Source organism: Helicobacter cinaedi PAGU611 (assembly GCF_000284635.1).
GTDB classification, from domain to species: domain Bacteria; phylum Campylobacterota; class Campylobacteria; order Campylobacterales; family Helicobacteraceae; genus Helicobacter_C; species Helicobacter_C cinaedi.
This window is the reverse complement of record NC_017761.1, coordinates 1549062-1563138: the sequence shown is the minus strand read 5'-3', so window position 1 is coordinate 1563138 and position 14077 is coordinate 1549062. Positions and strand designations below refer to the sequence as shown.

Annotated in this window: 13 protein-coding genes; 8 read left to right on the top strand and 5 right to left on the bottom strand. The window is 40.5% G+C overall.

The window, feature by feature from the left end:
• Nucleotides 1-77 precede the first annotated feature (77 nt).
• The 3 genes from HCN_RS07905 to HCN_RS07895 are packed head-to-tail and all read left to right on the top strand — an operon-like array spanning nucleotide 78 to nucleotide 2732.
• Nucleotides 78-1283 carry a bifunctional 2-C-methyl-D-erythritol 4-phosphate cytidylyltransferase/2-C-methyl-D-erythritol 2,4-cyclodiphosphate synthase gene (locus HCN_RS07905; RefSeq protein WP_014667592.1) on the top strand — a complete coding sequence of 402 codons (1206 nt, stop codon included), beginning with the start codon at nucleotides 78-80 and terminating at the stop codon, nucleotides 1281-1283.
• Between the two features lie 24 nt (nucleotides 1284-1307).
• The gene (locus tag HCN_RS07900; RefSeq protein ID WP_014667167.1) at nucleotides 1308-2207 is read left to right on the top strand and encodes a response regulator; all 900 of its coding nucleotides are present in this window, start codon (nucleotides 1308-1310) and stop codon (nucleotides 2205-2207) included.
• A 9-nt stretch (nucleotides 2208-2216) separates the two neighbouring features.
• The gene (locus HCN_RS07895; protein ID WP_041309541.1) at nucleotides 2217-2732 is read left to right on the top strand and encodes a phosphatidylglycerophosphatase A family protein; all 516 of its coding nucleotides are present in this window, start codon (nucleotides 2217-2219) and stop codon (nucleotides 2730-2732) included.
• A gap of 4 nt (nucleotides 2733-2736) precedes the next feature.
• On the opposite strand, the gene HCN_RS07890 is transcribed toward HCN_RS07895, so the two are convergent.
• The 3 genes from HCN_RS07890 to argB are packed head-to-tail and all read right to left on the bottom strand — an operon-like array spanning nucleotide 2737 to nucleotide 5758.
• Nucleotides 2737-4401 (bottom strand): hydrogenase small subunit, encoded by a 1665-nt coding sequence (locus tag HCN_RS07890; protein ID WP_002955468.1) that lies wholly within the window; start codon nucleotides 4399-4401, stop codon nucleotides 2737-2739.
• Nucleotides 4402-4421: 20 nt separating this feature from the next.
• Nucleotides 4422-4889, bottom strand: coding sequence for a hypothetical protein (locus tag HCN_RS07885; protein ID WP_002955467.1), 468 nt, complete (start codon nucleotides 4887-4889; stop codon nucleotides 4422-4424).
• Nucleotides 4886-5758 (bottom strand): acetylglutamate kinase, encoded by an 873-nt coding sequence (gene argB / locus HCN_RS07880; RefSeq protein ID WP_014667165.1) that lies wholly within the window; start codon nucleotides 5756-5758, stop codon nucleotides 4886-4888. Before argB ends, HCN_RS07885 begins: the two co-directional genes overlap by 4 nt.
• 64 nt (nucleotides 5759-5822) lie before the next feature.
• Between argB and HCN_RS07875 the strand changes: the two genes are divergently transcribed.
• The 5 genes from HCN_RS07875 (at nucleotide 5823) to HCN_RS07855 (ending at nucleotide 12336) form a co-directional block, all read left to right on the top strand.
• Entirely contained in the window at nucleotides 5823-6743 is a 921-nt protein-coding gene (locus HCN_RS07875; protein ID WP_014667164.1) for a D-2-hydroxyacid dehydrogenase, read from the top strand.
• Between the two features lie 81 nt (nucleotides 6744-6824).
• Nucleotides 6825-7259 (top strand): YqaA family protein, encoded by a 435-nt coding sequence (locus HCN_RS07870; RefSeq protein ID WP_002955464.1) that lies wholly within the window; start codon nucleotides 6825-6827, stop codon nucleotides 7257-7259.
• 56 nt (nucleotides 7260-7315) lie between these two features.
• A complete protein-coding gene (gene luxS, locus HCN_RS07865; protein ID WP_014667163.1) occupies nucleotides 7316-7813 on the top strand; it encodes an S-ribosylhomocysteine lyase in 498 nt (165 codons plus the stop codon).
• Nucleotides 7814-8031: 218 nt separating this feature from the next.
• Nucleotides 8032-9195, top strand: a complete 1164-nt coding sequence (locus tag HCN_RS07860; protein WP_014667591.1) for an efflux RND transporter periplasmic adaptor subunit — start codon at nucleotides 8032-8034, stop codon at nucleotides 9193-9195.
• 9 nt (nucleotides 9196-9204) lie between these two features.
• Nucleotides 9205-12336 (top strand): efflux RND transporter permease subunit, encoded by a 3132-nt coding sequence (locus tag HCN_RS07855; protein ID WP_014667162.1) that lies wholly within the window; start codon nucleotides 9205-9207, stop codon nucleotides 12334-12336.
• A gap of 12 nt (nucleotides 12337-12348) precedes the next feature.
• Here HCN_RS07855 and HCN_RS07850 read toward each other — a convergent pair whose 3' ends face one another.
• Nucleotides 12349-13059 (bottom strand): pirin family protein, encoded by a 711-nt coding sequence (locus HCN_RS07850; protein ID WP_014667161.1) that lies wholly within the window; start codon nucleotides 13057-13059, stop codon nucleotides 12349-12351.
• A gap of 54 nt (nucleotides 13060-13113) precedes the next feature.
• The gene (locus tag HCN_RS07845) at nucleotides 13114-14073 is read right to left on the bottom strand and encodes a hypothetical protein (protein WP_014667160.1); all 960 of its coding nucleotides are present in this window, start codon (nucleotides 14071-14073) and stop codon (nucleotides 13114-13116) included.
• Nucleotides 14074-14077: the final 4 nt, after the last annotated feature.

Here is a 14077-nt window from a genome sequence, read left to right as displayed (position 1 = left end):
ATTTTTAGCTTATTTTTTGTTTTTTATGGTAGAATGCGGATTTTCAAAAATAAATACGCACTTTTATAGGAAAGATTTTGGCTTTATATTCGGTTTTAGATAATGTCTCACTCATTATGATGGCAGCTGGGGATTCTACGCGTTTTTGCGATGACTTTGCTTGTAAAAAGCAGTGGATTCGCATTGGTGAAGAGCCTTTGTGGCTTGTAGCTACACGCAAGATAACACAGCAGTTTTCTTTTAAAAAGATTCTTATTACCGCCTCAAAAAATGACTTTGCCTATATGGCTGATATAAGTCCTTTTAAAGTTGTGCAGGGTGGGGATAGTCGTGCACAATCCTTGCGTAATGCCATGCAATATGTAGATACGCCCTTTGTGCTTGTGAGTGATGTAGCAAGGTGGAATACTCAAGATTCTGTGCTTAGGGCGTTATTTGCTAAACTAGATGAGATTGATGAAAGCACGGCTTGTATCGTGCCTTATATAAAGGTAAGCGATACGAGCTTTTATAATGGAGGGTATCTTAACCGCGATGAGATTAAGCTTATCCAAACGCCACAGCTTAGTAAGACAAAGGATTTGAAACTTGCTCTAGAATCTAGCCCGGATTCTAGTGATGAAAGCTCCGCACTTCATAAGCTTGGCAAAAAGATAGCTTTTATAAAAGGCAGCTCTCTTATGAATAAGCTTACCTTTAAGGGCGATTTACTCACTCATATGCCCTATCTCAAAGCCCCTTCAAAGCGTGTTTTTGTAGGTAATGGCATTGATGTGCATAGCTTTGAAGATAATAAAGAAATGTGGCTTGGTGGGGTGAAAATAGAATCTTCATTTGGGTTTAAAGCCCATAGTGATGGCGATGTCGCACTTCACGCATTAAGTGATGCGATTTTGGGTGCTATTGGTGGGGGCGATATAGGGCAGTGGTTTCCAGATTCTAATGAAGCGTATAAAAACGCAGATTCCAAAAAACTTTTGCAGCACATTTATGATTTTGTCTTAAGTGTCGGCTATGAACTGCATAATGTGGATATAAGCATTATGGCACAAACGCCTAAAATCGCCCCATACAAATCACAAATGCGTGAGTGTATCGCTAGAATCTTACATTTGCCAAAATCGCGTGTGAATATTAAGGCAACTACAACTGAATCTCTAGGCTTTGTAGGGCGAAAAGAGGGCGTGTGTGTTCAGGCAAGTGTGAGTATGGGCTTTGCCCCTTGGCAAGAGATATTAAACGGAGAGTTAAATCATCATAATTTAAAGGGAGAGAATGACTAGGACATATTTAAAAAGGGAGAGAAAATGAAAGTTTTAATCATTGAAAATGAGATTTATCTCGCTCAAAGTATTGCAAATAAGCTTAGCGATTCACGCTTGGAGTGCGTTATCGCACATTCACTCAAAGAAGTGCAAAAGGATCATTATGATGTGATTTTAGCCTCATTTGGCACGATTAATGAGGGCTACACAGAGCTAAGTAAAGCCTATCCACAAGCCATTATTATTTTAATGATTGCGTATATTAATGATGATACCGTGATTAAGCCTTTGCGAAATGGCGTAACAGACTATATTGTTAAGCCTTTTATCGTTGATGAGCTTATCCGTAAAATCACACACTACAAGGCGTATAGGGAGATTAATGAAGAGATTAGCTTTTATAGAAGCTATTTTAGCTTTATTGAAAAAGAGCTAGGCACACCAGAGCCATTTTTGTATAATCCTCCATTTGTGATTAAGACAAACACGCAGAGAGCAGCGGATATTTATGCTATGCGGTATGCACGGGAAAAACGCGTCCATTTTCAATTTTATTCCCTAAAAGAGGATACTTGGAAAAGTATATTCAGTGTGCCACCAAAAAAGAATGAGATTTATTACATCACCAACCTTGAAGAGCTAAAAAAGAGCGATAGAAAGGATTTCCTTGAAGTGGCGTTAAAGCACAATGTGATTATTAGCATTGTTTCAAGCGAAAAGGTTGCATTCCCACAAGTGATTGATATTTCTCGGCAGTCTAATAGCGTAGAGCTAAGCGGAGAGATTCTATCAGTCAAAGAGTATGAAAAGATTATTATTACCAAATATGAAAGTCGCTATCCAGATATAGAGCTTGCTAAAAAGCTTGGAATGAGCCGCAAAAGCTTGTGGGAAAAACGCAAGAAGTATGGCATTATCCGCAAAAATAAGACTAATCCCTAAAAACCCATAATGACTAAAAAACAAAAATTGATTAAAGACTTGTTTTTAAGCCTATTTTATAGCGGCTACTCGCCTAAGGCTCCCGGCACTATGGGGAGTGTGGTGGCTTTGCTTTTGGGGTTGCCTATAGTGTATTTTTCACAAGAGAGCATTTTTTTGCTAAGCATTCTTATAGGGTTTATTGCCATTAAGCATATTGATAAATACGAAGAAACCACACAAACCCACGATGATAAAAGCATAGTGATTGATGAGTTTGTGGGTATGTGGTTAGCTATGGCGATTGTAGGCTTTGGGGTGGCACACAGCCTTTTAGCTTTTGTGTTTTTTAGAATCTTTGATGTGTCTAAACCCTCATTTATTGGCAAAATTGATAGGGAATGGAAAGGCGGACTAGGCGTTGTAGGCGATGATGCCCTAGCTGGAATCTTAGCTGGAATCTGTAGTGTGCTGACACTTCAAGGTTTAGTATTTCTCTCAAACACAATAGATAGCTTAAAATTTATACAGCCCTATCTCGTCTAAAAACTCACACAACCTTAAGCCACTTTGGCAAATAGGTAGCAAGGCGATCTTGTATAAGCGGATTTTGCATAAGATCGCCTTTAAACGCCACTTGACTGATATTGTAAATCTTGCATAGCTCCACAAGAGCAAGGGCTAAAATCTCACAGATTGAGCTTACCACACTATATGCCACACCCTCTATCTCTAGCCCACCAAGTAAGTAGCACAGTGGTAGTCGCAAGGATTTATTGACTTCAATTTCACAACCGCCATTGTCTTTTGTAGTGAGCTTAAAATCAAGTTTGCTGATATGTGGAAATAAGTAGCTTTGGGCTAAGTCCAAAACTTGAGCGTGATTTAAACTCTTACCAAACATCATTCCAACAAGTTTTAGCATATCACTTGCATTATGCGAGATAGAATCTTCAGCAGATTCAGAATCTAGCACAGATTCTAACTCTTCTTTTAAACGCCACTTGTGGTAGTTCTCCACAAGTCTTGCTCCAAGCTTATTTTTACTCGCTAAATATGGCAAAAGTGCGGAGAGATTGGCATAAAAACTCACAGCAAGCAGATTGAGATTCTGCTTCTCTTGACTATAAATACGCGTATCACTCAAGCTATCAAGCTCAAGGCATAGTGTAGAATCTAATAGGGTATCATCTAGCCTATGGACTAAGGGTAGAGATTTAAGGGGCTTTTTGTCTTTAATATAAGCATTGGCATTATTGATTGGCTCTTCAATCTTGCCAAAGCTATCCCAAAAATCAGGCTCACTACAAGCAATACAGCCGTGTCCCGCCCGCACAGGCCAACTTGTCTTAGCATTAAACTTCACTTTTGGGCAGTTATTTGCTACATAAGGTCCTTTGCAACCCACTTTATATAAGCAATAACCATCTTGCAAACGCTCATCATCAAAAGATTCTACAAAATCCCCAGATTCAAATTTTGCCTTGCGTTCGCACATCTCGTGCAGGTTCTTACCATAGCTCCATAAAGGGCGATTTAGACTATCACAAGGCGGAATCTCTTGGAGCAAAATATAATACATTAGTGAGCCTATCATATTGGCTTCACTAGGCGGACAGCCCGGGATATTCACAATGGGTTGTCTTAAAAAGGTGCTAATGCCTTGAGATTGCGTAGGATTAGGATATGCAGCTTGCACCCCGCCAAAGCTAGAGCAAGTGCCAATGGCAAAAATGGCTTGTGCGTGTCGCGCTACTTCAAGGCATTCATTCTCGCCATTTGTGCTATCAGCCCCGGAAGTGAGAAAATACGCATTCTCCCCCAAAGACACGCCCCCTTCAATCACAAGTATAAACTCCTCTTTAAGCGTATCGTGTAGGCATTGTTTCGCATTGAAGCCAACCGCTCCCATAATAGTCTCGTGGTATTCAAGTGAGATATATTCTAAAAGCAAAGATTCCACCCCGGGCTTATCAAGTCGCAAAAAGCTTTCACTGCACCCGGTGCATTCTGCCATATGTAGCCATACAAGGCGTGTAAGCGGTTTATATGATAGAATCTGCTCACAAAGCGGAGCATAGTCTTTTGGGATTCCAATAAGATTGCATATTTGTGTAACCCACTCGATGCTCACTTCGTTTCGTGGGGCTTTGTGTGTGTTTTTAAGCTGTTGCAAATGTGTCTTTAACCGCTCTAAAATCTGTGCTTTATCCATTGCATCTCCTTTAGGTATAATCATTTAGCACCGCAATGCTTTTCTTGGTAGCTCAAAAGGCGGAGATTCTTTTTATCTAATTGATAGTCTTTATCAAACTTTTTCCGCACGATTTGTTCAATCAAATCAAGGCTATCAGGGCTTTTATTGTTATCAAACATATCAAGCACAATCGCATAAAGCTGAATATTTTCAGCTAAACACTCAAATGCTTTTTGTCGCTCTTGGATAAAAAGCTGCTCGTTTTTGGTGTATTCTTTGAGTTTTAGCACAATGTGGGCAAAGACGCGTTGCACCAAATGGGGCTTAAGATAGGAGCTTAGAATCTTTGGCAGTTCATCAAGCAAAGATTCAACCTGCTCTTTCTGCATAAAAAGTAGCACGGGCAGGAGTATTACAATGCGTTCTATATTTTTGTCCATTGATCGTGCTTCAAGCTTCAGCCACAGCCGCTCTAAAAACCCATAATGATACGATTCTAGTTTCATTTGTTTTCTTTTGTCGTGTTATTGCAAATCTCCGTGCCGATACCCTGCGTGGTAAAAAGCTCCAAAAGCAAGGAATGCTCCACCCTGCCATCAATAATATGAGCCTTTTGCACACCATTTTCCACGCAATCCACACAGGCTTCAAGTTTGGGTATCATACCACCGCTGATTACACCCCTAGATTCAAGCTTTTTAATCTCGCTTGGTGTGAGCGAAGAGATAAGCTCTTTATTTTCATCTAGCACACCCGGAATATCACTTAGAAAAATGACTTTTTTAGCCTTTAACGCTTTAGCAATATGACACGCACATAAATCAGCATTAATGTTATAGCCTAAATGCCTTGCGTTCTCGCCATTAGCAATAGGGGCGATAACAGGCACAAAGCCTTCATTGATAGTTTTAAGCAAAAACTCCGGATTCACTTTTGTAATTTCCCCGGTATAGCCTAATACACCATTATCCTTTGCCCTTGCTTGAAGTAGGTTTGCGTCCTTACCACTTATGCCTACTGCATTGGCACCGTGGAAGTTTAAAAATGCAGTGAGTTCCTTATTAATCTCCCCACTTAGCACCATTTCCACCACCCGCATAGAATCTGCACAAGTTACGCGATAGCCATTACTAAATTCACTTGGGATTTTTAGACTTTCAAGCATTTCATTTATGCGTTTGCCCCCGCCGTGGATAATCACAGGCTTTAATCCAAGCATATACATCATTACAATATCAAGGGCAAATTTCTCTTTTAAATCTAGGCTACTTTGTGCTGCTCCGCCATATTTGATGACGATAATCTCCCCCCTAAAGATTCTAATAAATGGCAGAGAATCTAGCAATATATTCACAACCCTTGCATTTTTTTGCATTATTTTGCCCCTTATTCAAAGATGAAATGTATTATATCCCAAAATACGCAAAAAAGGAGATATGATGAAAATAGTTTTGCTTGATGCAAATACTTTGGGCGATTGCGATTTGAGCAGATTCAAAGCCCTAGGCGAGTTTGTAAGCTATGGGGTTACACTCCCACACCAGCGGATAGAGCGATGTGCTGGGGCAGATGTGGTGCTGACAAATAAAGTTATGCTTGATGAATCTGTGTTATCACAACTGCCGGATTTAAAGCTTATCTGCATTACCGCCACAGGTATGAATAATGTAGATTTAGACTTTGCTAAAAAGAAAGGCATTGTGGTAAAAAATGTCGCTGGCTACTCCACAACTGCTGTAGCACAGCATACCTTGAGTATAGCCCTGCACCTTTTGGCACGGCTAGGCTATTATGATGCGTATTGCAAAAGTGGGGCGTGGTGTGAGAGTGATACTTTTACGCATATTAATGGCGGATTAAGGGAGCTAGAAAACTTGCAATGGGGGATTATCGGCTTTGGAAGTATCGGGCAAAGGGTTGGGAATCTCGCACAGGCTTTTGGGGCAAAAGTGAGCTACTACTCCACAAGTGGGAAAAATACCCAAAGTGGCTTTATGCGTAAGGAGCTAGATGAGATTCTCTCCCAAAGTGATATTATATCCATTCACGCTCCGCTCAACCCCCAAACGCACAATCTTATTAATTACAAGAATCTGTCGTTGATAAAAGATAGGGCAATTTTAATCAATGTCGGTCGTGGTGGCATTGTGAATGAAAATGACATAGCGGAATTTTTGAAAAATAAGGATATGTATTTTGGCACAGATGTGCTTGAGATAGAGCCGATGAAGCCAAATCACCCATTTTTAGATAAAAAAATAGCTGATAAGATTCTTATCACTCCGCACTTGGCGTGGGCGTATGACAAGGCTAGGGAGAGATTGTTAGAGCTGACTTTGGAGAATATTAAGAATTTTTAGAATCTGCTTGTGGTTTTTGCGAATTTGCCTTTGTGCTTATGCATAAGTGGCGTTTGGGAATTTTAAATGAGTTGAGCGAGAATGGCGGAGTATTATGAATATGGCTTGATTGGGTTATTTGCGGTGTGTTTTGTGGCTAGCACACTTTATCCGCTTGGCTCTGAAGTATTTGTCGTGGGATTTGTGGCAGTGGGCTTTGAGCCTTTTGTAGTGTGGGCTGTGGCGAGTTTAGGCAATACGCTAGGGAGCTTAAGCACATATTATTTAGCCTATTTTGGCGGATATAAGATGATTATGCGGTTTTTCCCAAAGGCGTGGGAGAATATCTCAACCCTCGCCCCTAAGATTCAAAAATATGGTTTTGTGTATGCGTTTTTTGTGTTTTTGCCTTTTGTGGGGGATATTTTTGCTCTAGCTCTTGGGCTTGTGCGGTATAGTCAGATTCTATGTGTGCTAGGCATTGCCCTTGGCAAAATGGCACGATATGCTTTGTTTGTTGTGCCTTTTGTGTTGTAGCGTTTTTGCAAACTTGCTACAATGCCCTTTCTCAAATCAAAATTAAAGGAGAGAATATGCCATTACTAGATAGTTTTAAGGTGGATCATACGCGTATGCCAGCACCTGCGGTGCGTTTAGCAAAGACTATGGAGACACCAAAGGGAGATGTGATAAGTGTGTTTGACTTGCGTTTTACGCGTCCAAATTGTGAGCTTTTGAGTGAAAAGGGAATCCACACAATGGAGCATCTCATCGCTGGATTTATGCGGGAGCATCTCAATGATTCAAGAGTGGAGATTATTGATATTTCGCCGATGGGCTGTCGCACGGGATTTTATATGAGTGTGGTGGGTAAGCCAGATTCCTATGCGGTTAAAGATGCGTGGGAAGCGAGTATGCGAGATGTTTTGCGTATCCACGATGAAAGTCAGATTCCAGAGCTAAATATTTATCAATGTGGCACGGCGAAAATGCACTCACTCAAAGAAGCCCAAGACATCGCACAAGCGGTGCTTGATAAGGGTGTGGGTGTGATGAATACACAGGATTTGCTTTTAAAAGATTTTGCGTAATTTTAAATCTATCCCTAAGCTGTGGGGATAGAATCTAACACTGCATTAATTTTTGAGTGGGCTTTCACATTTATTTCACAGAGTTTTTATACGATACACGAGATTATTAGTTGTATATGCAACTATTTTTGATTAGGTAATAGATGACTTTTTGGTGTGAAAATACAGGGATTTGAAATTGCTTAGTTATGTTTTTAAGAAATGCAAGGAGTGATAATATGCGGTATATTTTAAAAATATGTGTAGCTTTTTTATGTGCGGGTATGCTATTTGTGGGTTGTTTTGATTCTGAAAAAAATAAAGCCCAAGCCCCCGTGCTTAAAGTAGAGACACAAAAAATCGCTCATCAAAATGTGGCTTTAAACTTTGAATATGCCGCGAGATTAAAAAGTATCCAAAGTGTTAAGGTGTATGCAAGGGTGCAAGGTGTGCTGTTATCAAAGAATTTTAATGAGGGTGATATTGTCAAAGAGGGGCAGTTACTTTTTAAAATAGATCCAACGCGTTATCTTACAAAAGTCAATCAAGCCAAAGCTCAATATCAATCCGCAGAAGCGAACTTCATCAAAGCTAATCGCGATTGGCAACGCGTTGAGAAGCTCTATAAGCAAGGCGTTTATACCATTGATCAATATGACACTTCGCGTTCAAACTACCTATCTGCTCAAGCAAATCTAGCAAATGCCAAGGCGACGCTTGATGATGTGAGTATTGATCTAGGCTATACAGATGTGGTAGCTGGGATTAGTGGTAAGACGGGTATGCGAAGCTATGATGTGGGGAATCTCGTAGGCAGTAGCGGACAAGATGTCCTAACGACAATCACGCAGCTTAGCCCTATCTATGCGGAGTTTTCTATCCCAAATACGGATTATTACTTTATGCGTGGGCTTGAAAATAACCGCATACAAGTGGAATATGTGCTTGGTAATGGCAAAGTGTATGAAAAGCAAGGCAAACTTGATTTTGTGGATTCTGTGCTAGATTCACAAACGGCGACAATTAAAGCAAGGGCGATTGTGGATAATGATGAGCAAAAGCTTTTGCCTAATGAATTTGTGCGTGTGCGACTAAAGGGCTTTGAAGCACAAAATGCTATTACAATCCCCCAAACTGCCCTTTTGCAAGATAATCAAGGCAGCTATGTCTATACGCTAAAAGATGGCAAGGCTCACATCTCACGCGTAAGTTTAGGGCAGAATCTCCGCAATAATCAAGTGCTTATCACAGGCGGTTTGCAAGATGGCGATATACTCGTGCTGAATCAACTTTCAAAAATTCGTGAATCTATGCCATTGCAACAGCTAGATTCGAAACCACAGGATTCCAAAGCACAAGATGTGAAAACACAAGAGACAAAGCCCCAAGATTCAAAAAAATAGGAGCAGCTTATGTCAAAATTTTGCATCAACCGCCCCATTTTTGCTATGGTGCTGTCTATTGTAATTACGCTTGTTGGGGTGATTTGTATAACGATTTTACCAGTTGAAGAGTATCCGCAAGTTGTGCCTAATGAGATTGTTGTAAGTGCGACTTATAGTGGGGCGAGTGCGGAAGTTATGGCAAACACGGTGGCAAGTATTATTGAAGATAGCATCAATGGTGTTGAGGGAATGCTGTATATGAAGTCTTCTTCAACTTCAAGCGGGGTAATGAATCTCAATGTATTTTTCAGTAATGATGCCAATGCGGATATGGCACTAGTCAATGTAACTAATCGCGTCCAATCCGCCCTAGCCCAACTTCCCGCAGAGGTGCAAAGAGTGGGAATCACCACGCGTAAAAGATCTTCTACACTTTTAGCGGTGTATGCAATGTATTCGGATAATCCCGCACACAGCAGCACTTTTGTAGCAAACTATGGAATCTTAAATGTCATTAATGAGCTTAAACGCGTCCCGGGTGTGGGCGATGTAACGCCCTTTGGCTCTCAAGATTATTCTATGAGAATCTGGCTTGATATTGATAAGCTTTCACAAAATAATCTTACCCCTTCCGAAGTAGCTAAAGTCGTTTCAGAGCAAAACTCGCAGTTTGCTGTTGGTTCATTTGGTAAAGAGCCTATGAGAAGTGATATTGCTTTTACTTACTCGGTTACGACACAGGGGCGGTTTGTGAGTGCTGAAGAGTTTGGTAATATTATTATTCGCTCAAATGCTGATGGCTCGGCGTTGCGTCTTAAAGATGTGGCTAAAGTTGAGCTTGGAGCAAAGGATTATAGTGTTAGCCCATTGCTTGATGGCAAACACGCTTCAGCCTTTGGTATCGCCTTGCAACCGGGAGCAAACGCCCTTGATGTGGCTAGTGCGGTAGAGAAAAAAATGCAAGAGCTATCTTTAAGCTTCCCGAATGGACTGCATTATAAAAATGTCTATAACACAACAAGCTTTGTGAAAATCTCCATTAATGAAGTGATTAAGACTTTTATTGAAGCCATTGTGCTTGTTATCATCATAATGTATTTTTTCTTGCAAAATTTCCGTGCGACTATCATTCCTGTAATCGCCATTCCTGTGTCAATCATCGGTACATTTGCGGGTATGTATGTGCTAGGATTTTCAATTAATCTTTTAACGCTCTTTGGGCTTATCCTTGCGATTGGGATTGTTGTTGATGATGCGATTATTGTGATTGAAAATGTGGAGAGAATCCTGCATACGGAAACAAATGAGCTTGGAGAAAAATACTCCGTCAAAGAAGCCACATTAAAAGCAATGGGCGAGATTCAAGGTCCGGTTGTTGCCATTGTGTTAGTGCTTTGCTCTGTTTTTATTCCTGTGGCATTTATTGGTGGATTTAGCGGAGCAATTTATAAGCAGTTTGCCATAACTATTGTTATTTCTGTGGTGATTTCTGGCTTTGTGGCATTGAGCTTAACCCCTGCTTTATGTGTGTCTATTTTGAAAGCAAAAGAGCCTAAGCCTTTTTATCTTGTGAGACGATTTAATGACTTTTTTGATTGGCTGACACATAAATTTGGTGAGCAAATAGGCAAGGCGTTGCGGCGTGGAATCTTGCTTGTAGCGTTATTTGTAGCTATTCTTATAACAACTTGGGGGCTGTTTTCTAAACTGCCTACTGGGCTTGTGCCAAGTGAAGATAAGGGCAGTATGATGAGCTTTATTCAGCTGTCTCCAGCGGCTTCACTTTCACGCACGATTACAGAGGGCAAAAAGGGCTTGGCGATTTTAGGGCAAGAAGAAAGTGTGGATTCAGGCTTTTTGATTGCTGGATTTGATATGTTAGCAAGTGCGGCACGATCAAGTGGGGCGGTGATTTTTGTAACGCTAAAAGATTGGAGTGAGAGAAAAGAGAGTGCATTTGCTATTGCACAAAAAATGATGGGTGCATTTAATGCTAACCTTGATGCCTTTAGTCTTGTAACAACACCACCGGCGATTATGGGCTTATCAACCGTTGGGGGCTTTGAGCTGTATATTCAAGATAGAAGTGGCGGGAGCATTAAGGATTTGGAAAAATATGCTAATCTCCTTGTGACAGAGGCAAATAAACGCGAGGAGCTTTTGGGTGTAAGAAGTCTTTTTAGTGCGAATATTCCGCAGTATCATTTGAATCTTGATAGAGAGAGAGCAAAAGCGATGAATGTGAATGTTGATGATGTCTTCACCACAATGCAAAGCACCTTTGGACAGCATTATGTCAATGATTTTAATCTCTATGGGAAAACTTATCAAGTCAATATCCAAGCCCAAAGTGAGTTTAGAGAATCTCCAGAGGATTTGAGCCGTATTTTTGTGAAATCTAGCAATGGCGATTTAATCCCCATAAGCACACTTGTGAGCTTTGAGCGTGTCATTGGAGCGGATATTGTGGATAGGTTTAATCTTTTCACAAGTGCGAAAGTCATCGGTAATGCGAATGAGACAAAGGGCTATTCAAGTGGTGATGCACTGCGAGTGATTGAAGGGGTAGCAAAGGAAATTCTGCCGGATGGCTACACAATAGCTTATTCTGGGACAAGCTATCAAGAGAAAAATGCAAGTGGCACGGGGAAATTGGCATTTATTTTTGGACTTATTTTTGTCTTTTTGATTTTGTGTGCACAGTATGAGCGATGGCTTATGCCTTTATCTGTGCTTACCGCTGTGCCTTTTGCAGTATTTGGTGCATGTTTGGCAACTATGCTAAGGGGGCTAAGTAATGATATATATTTTCAAATTGGGCTTGTTATGCTTATCGCCCTATCGGCTAAAAATGCGATTTTAATTGTGGAGTTTGCACAGCATTTGCACGAGAAAGAGGGCAAAGGGATTCTAGAATCTGCCATTGGTGCGGCAAAACTGCGATTCCGCCCGATTATTATGACTTCACTTGCCTTTAGTATTGGTGTGTTGCCTTTGGCTTTATCTAGTGGGGCGGGAAGTGCGAGCCGACACGCTATTGGCACAGGCGTGATTGGTGGAATGTTAGCAGCGACATTTATCGCCATCTTTTTTATTCCACTCTTTTGGAGCTATGTGGCAAGATTCAACGAATGGCTAAGGCAGAGACGCTCATCATAAAAGTAATTTATATTAAGGCAGATCAAAAATCAACACTTCATTACTAGAATCTAAGCCTTTGAGAGTAAAGCTTGATTCTACACAGCACATCACACCATCGCTTGTTTTTATGATAAAGGGCTTGGTTTGGCTAGATTCTATTTCTAGTTTGCCACGCACCACTTGGATATAAGCCCTCCTACTATTTTCTTTGCTAGAATCAAAGCTAAAAGTCTCACTCGCAATATCCCTATACAGCCATAACCGCATATCTTGATACACTTTTAGAGAATCTTGCTCGGCGTTTGGGGACAAAATAAGCCTTTTGCCCTTGCTTGTGTCAAATGCTTTTTGCTCATATCGTGGGGTAATACCTAACTCATTTGGCTGAATCCAAATTTGATAAAAATGCAGCGGCTCGTCTAAAAGATTAAACTCTGAATGCGTGATACCACTGCCTACACTCATTATTTGAAACTCCCCACTTGGCACACGCTCTTCATTCCCCATACTATCTTTATGCACGATTGTCCCACTTAGCACATAGGTGAGAATCTCCATATCCTTGTGCGAATGTGTCCCAAAGCCCTTGCTCGGCTCTACCCTGTCTTCATTAATCACACGCAATGCGCTAAAACCCATAAACCTTTCATCATAATATCCTGCAAACGAAAAGCTATGATAAGTATCAAGCCAGCCGTGATTAAAATGCCCTCTTTCATTTGCTTTGCGTAGTGTTAGCATATTAAATTCTTTGTGTAAAATAAATGTAAAAGTATTCTAACTCAAATAAAGTAATTAAAATGTAGTTTTGTCAAAATGATGGTGTAAATCTTTGGAGATTGCACTCATAAAAAGTGGGTTATAAGGGGTTTTGTCTGCTATCATCGTGCAAAAATGTAACATATCTTTCTGCTCTTCTATGCACTCAAGGCAGAGTTTTAGAATCTGTGGGGCATAGTCTTTTGGGATATGCTTTGGGGCGTGGCTAGGTGAGGTGAAGTGCTTGTGGATTCTATGCACGAGTTGTTTGTTTGTGATTTCTAAAATCATAGAATCTATTGGCATTTTTACAAACATCAAATTCTCTTGTGGCTGAAGCGAAATATATGTGCTATCAACACCAAAGATTTTAGTGCTATATGAATCAAAAAGATATAAGCTTTTGTTGTAGTTATCCTCTAAGCTTTCTAGCATCAGTTCTAAAACCGCTATGCGTTGGGCTTTTGTGTAGAAATTGCCAATGGGGGAAAAAGCAAAGCGGAGCAAAGATTCTATGCTATACCACTCCACACTTTCAAAGCCGTGTTCTAGCATTAGCTCATAGCGTTTTGTGCGTAAAGCTTGTGCGTGGATAGAGTTGCCAAACTTGTAGGGAAAAGTAACAATTTTATCGCGGTAAGCAGGGGAAGGGAATCTAGGGTGAATCACAAAACGCCTTTTAGATTCCTTTTCTAAAATATATTCTAATCCTCCCTCATAGCCTTTGTCTATGATTTTTATTTCACTTTGTGGCAGGGCTTTTAGCAGGGAGAAAAACTCATCTTTTTCACAATCTGTATCCCAGATTCTGCTAGGGTAGCGGAAAAATGTATTGATAGATTCAAAGACTTCAGCTTGTGGCGTTTTTGTAACACTTTTGTCAATCCACGAAGTGAGTGTGCGTCTATCTTTGCCGATGATTTTGGCGAATTTTGACACGCTTAAGCCTGATTTTTGATAAATGATGATGAGTTTTTCCAATGCTCCAAATGCCACAATA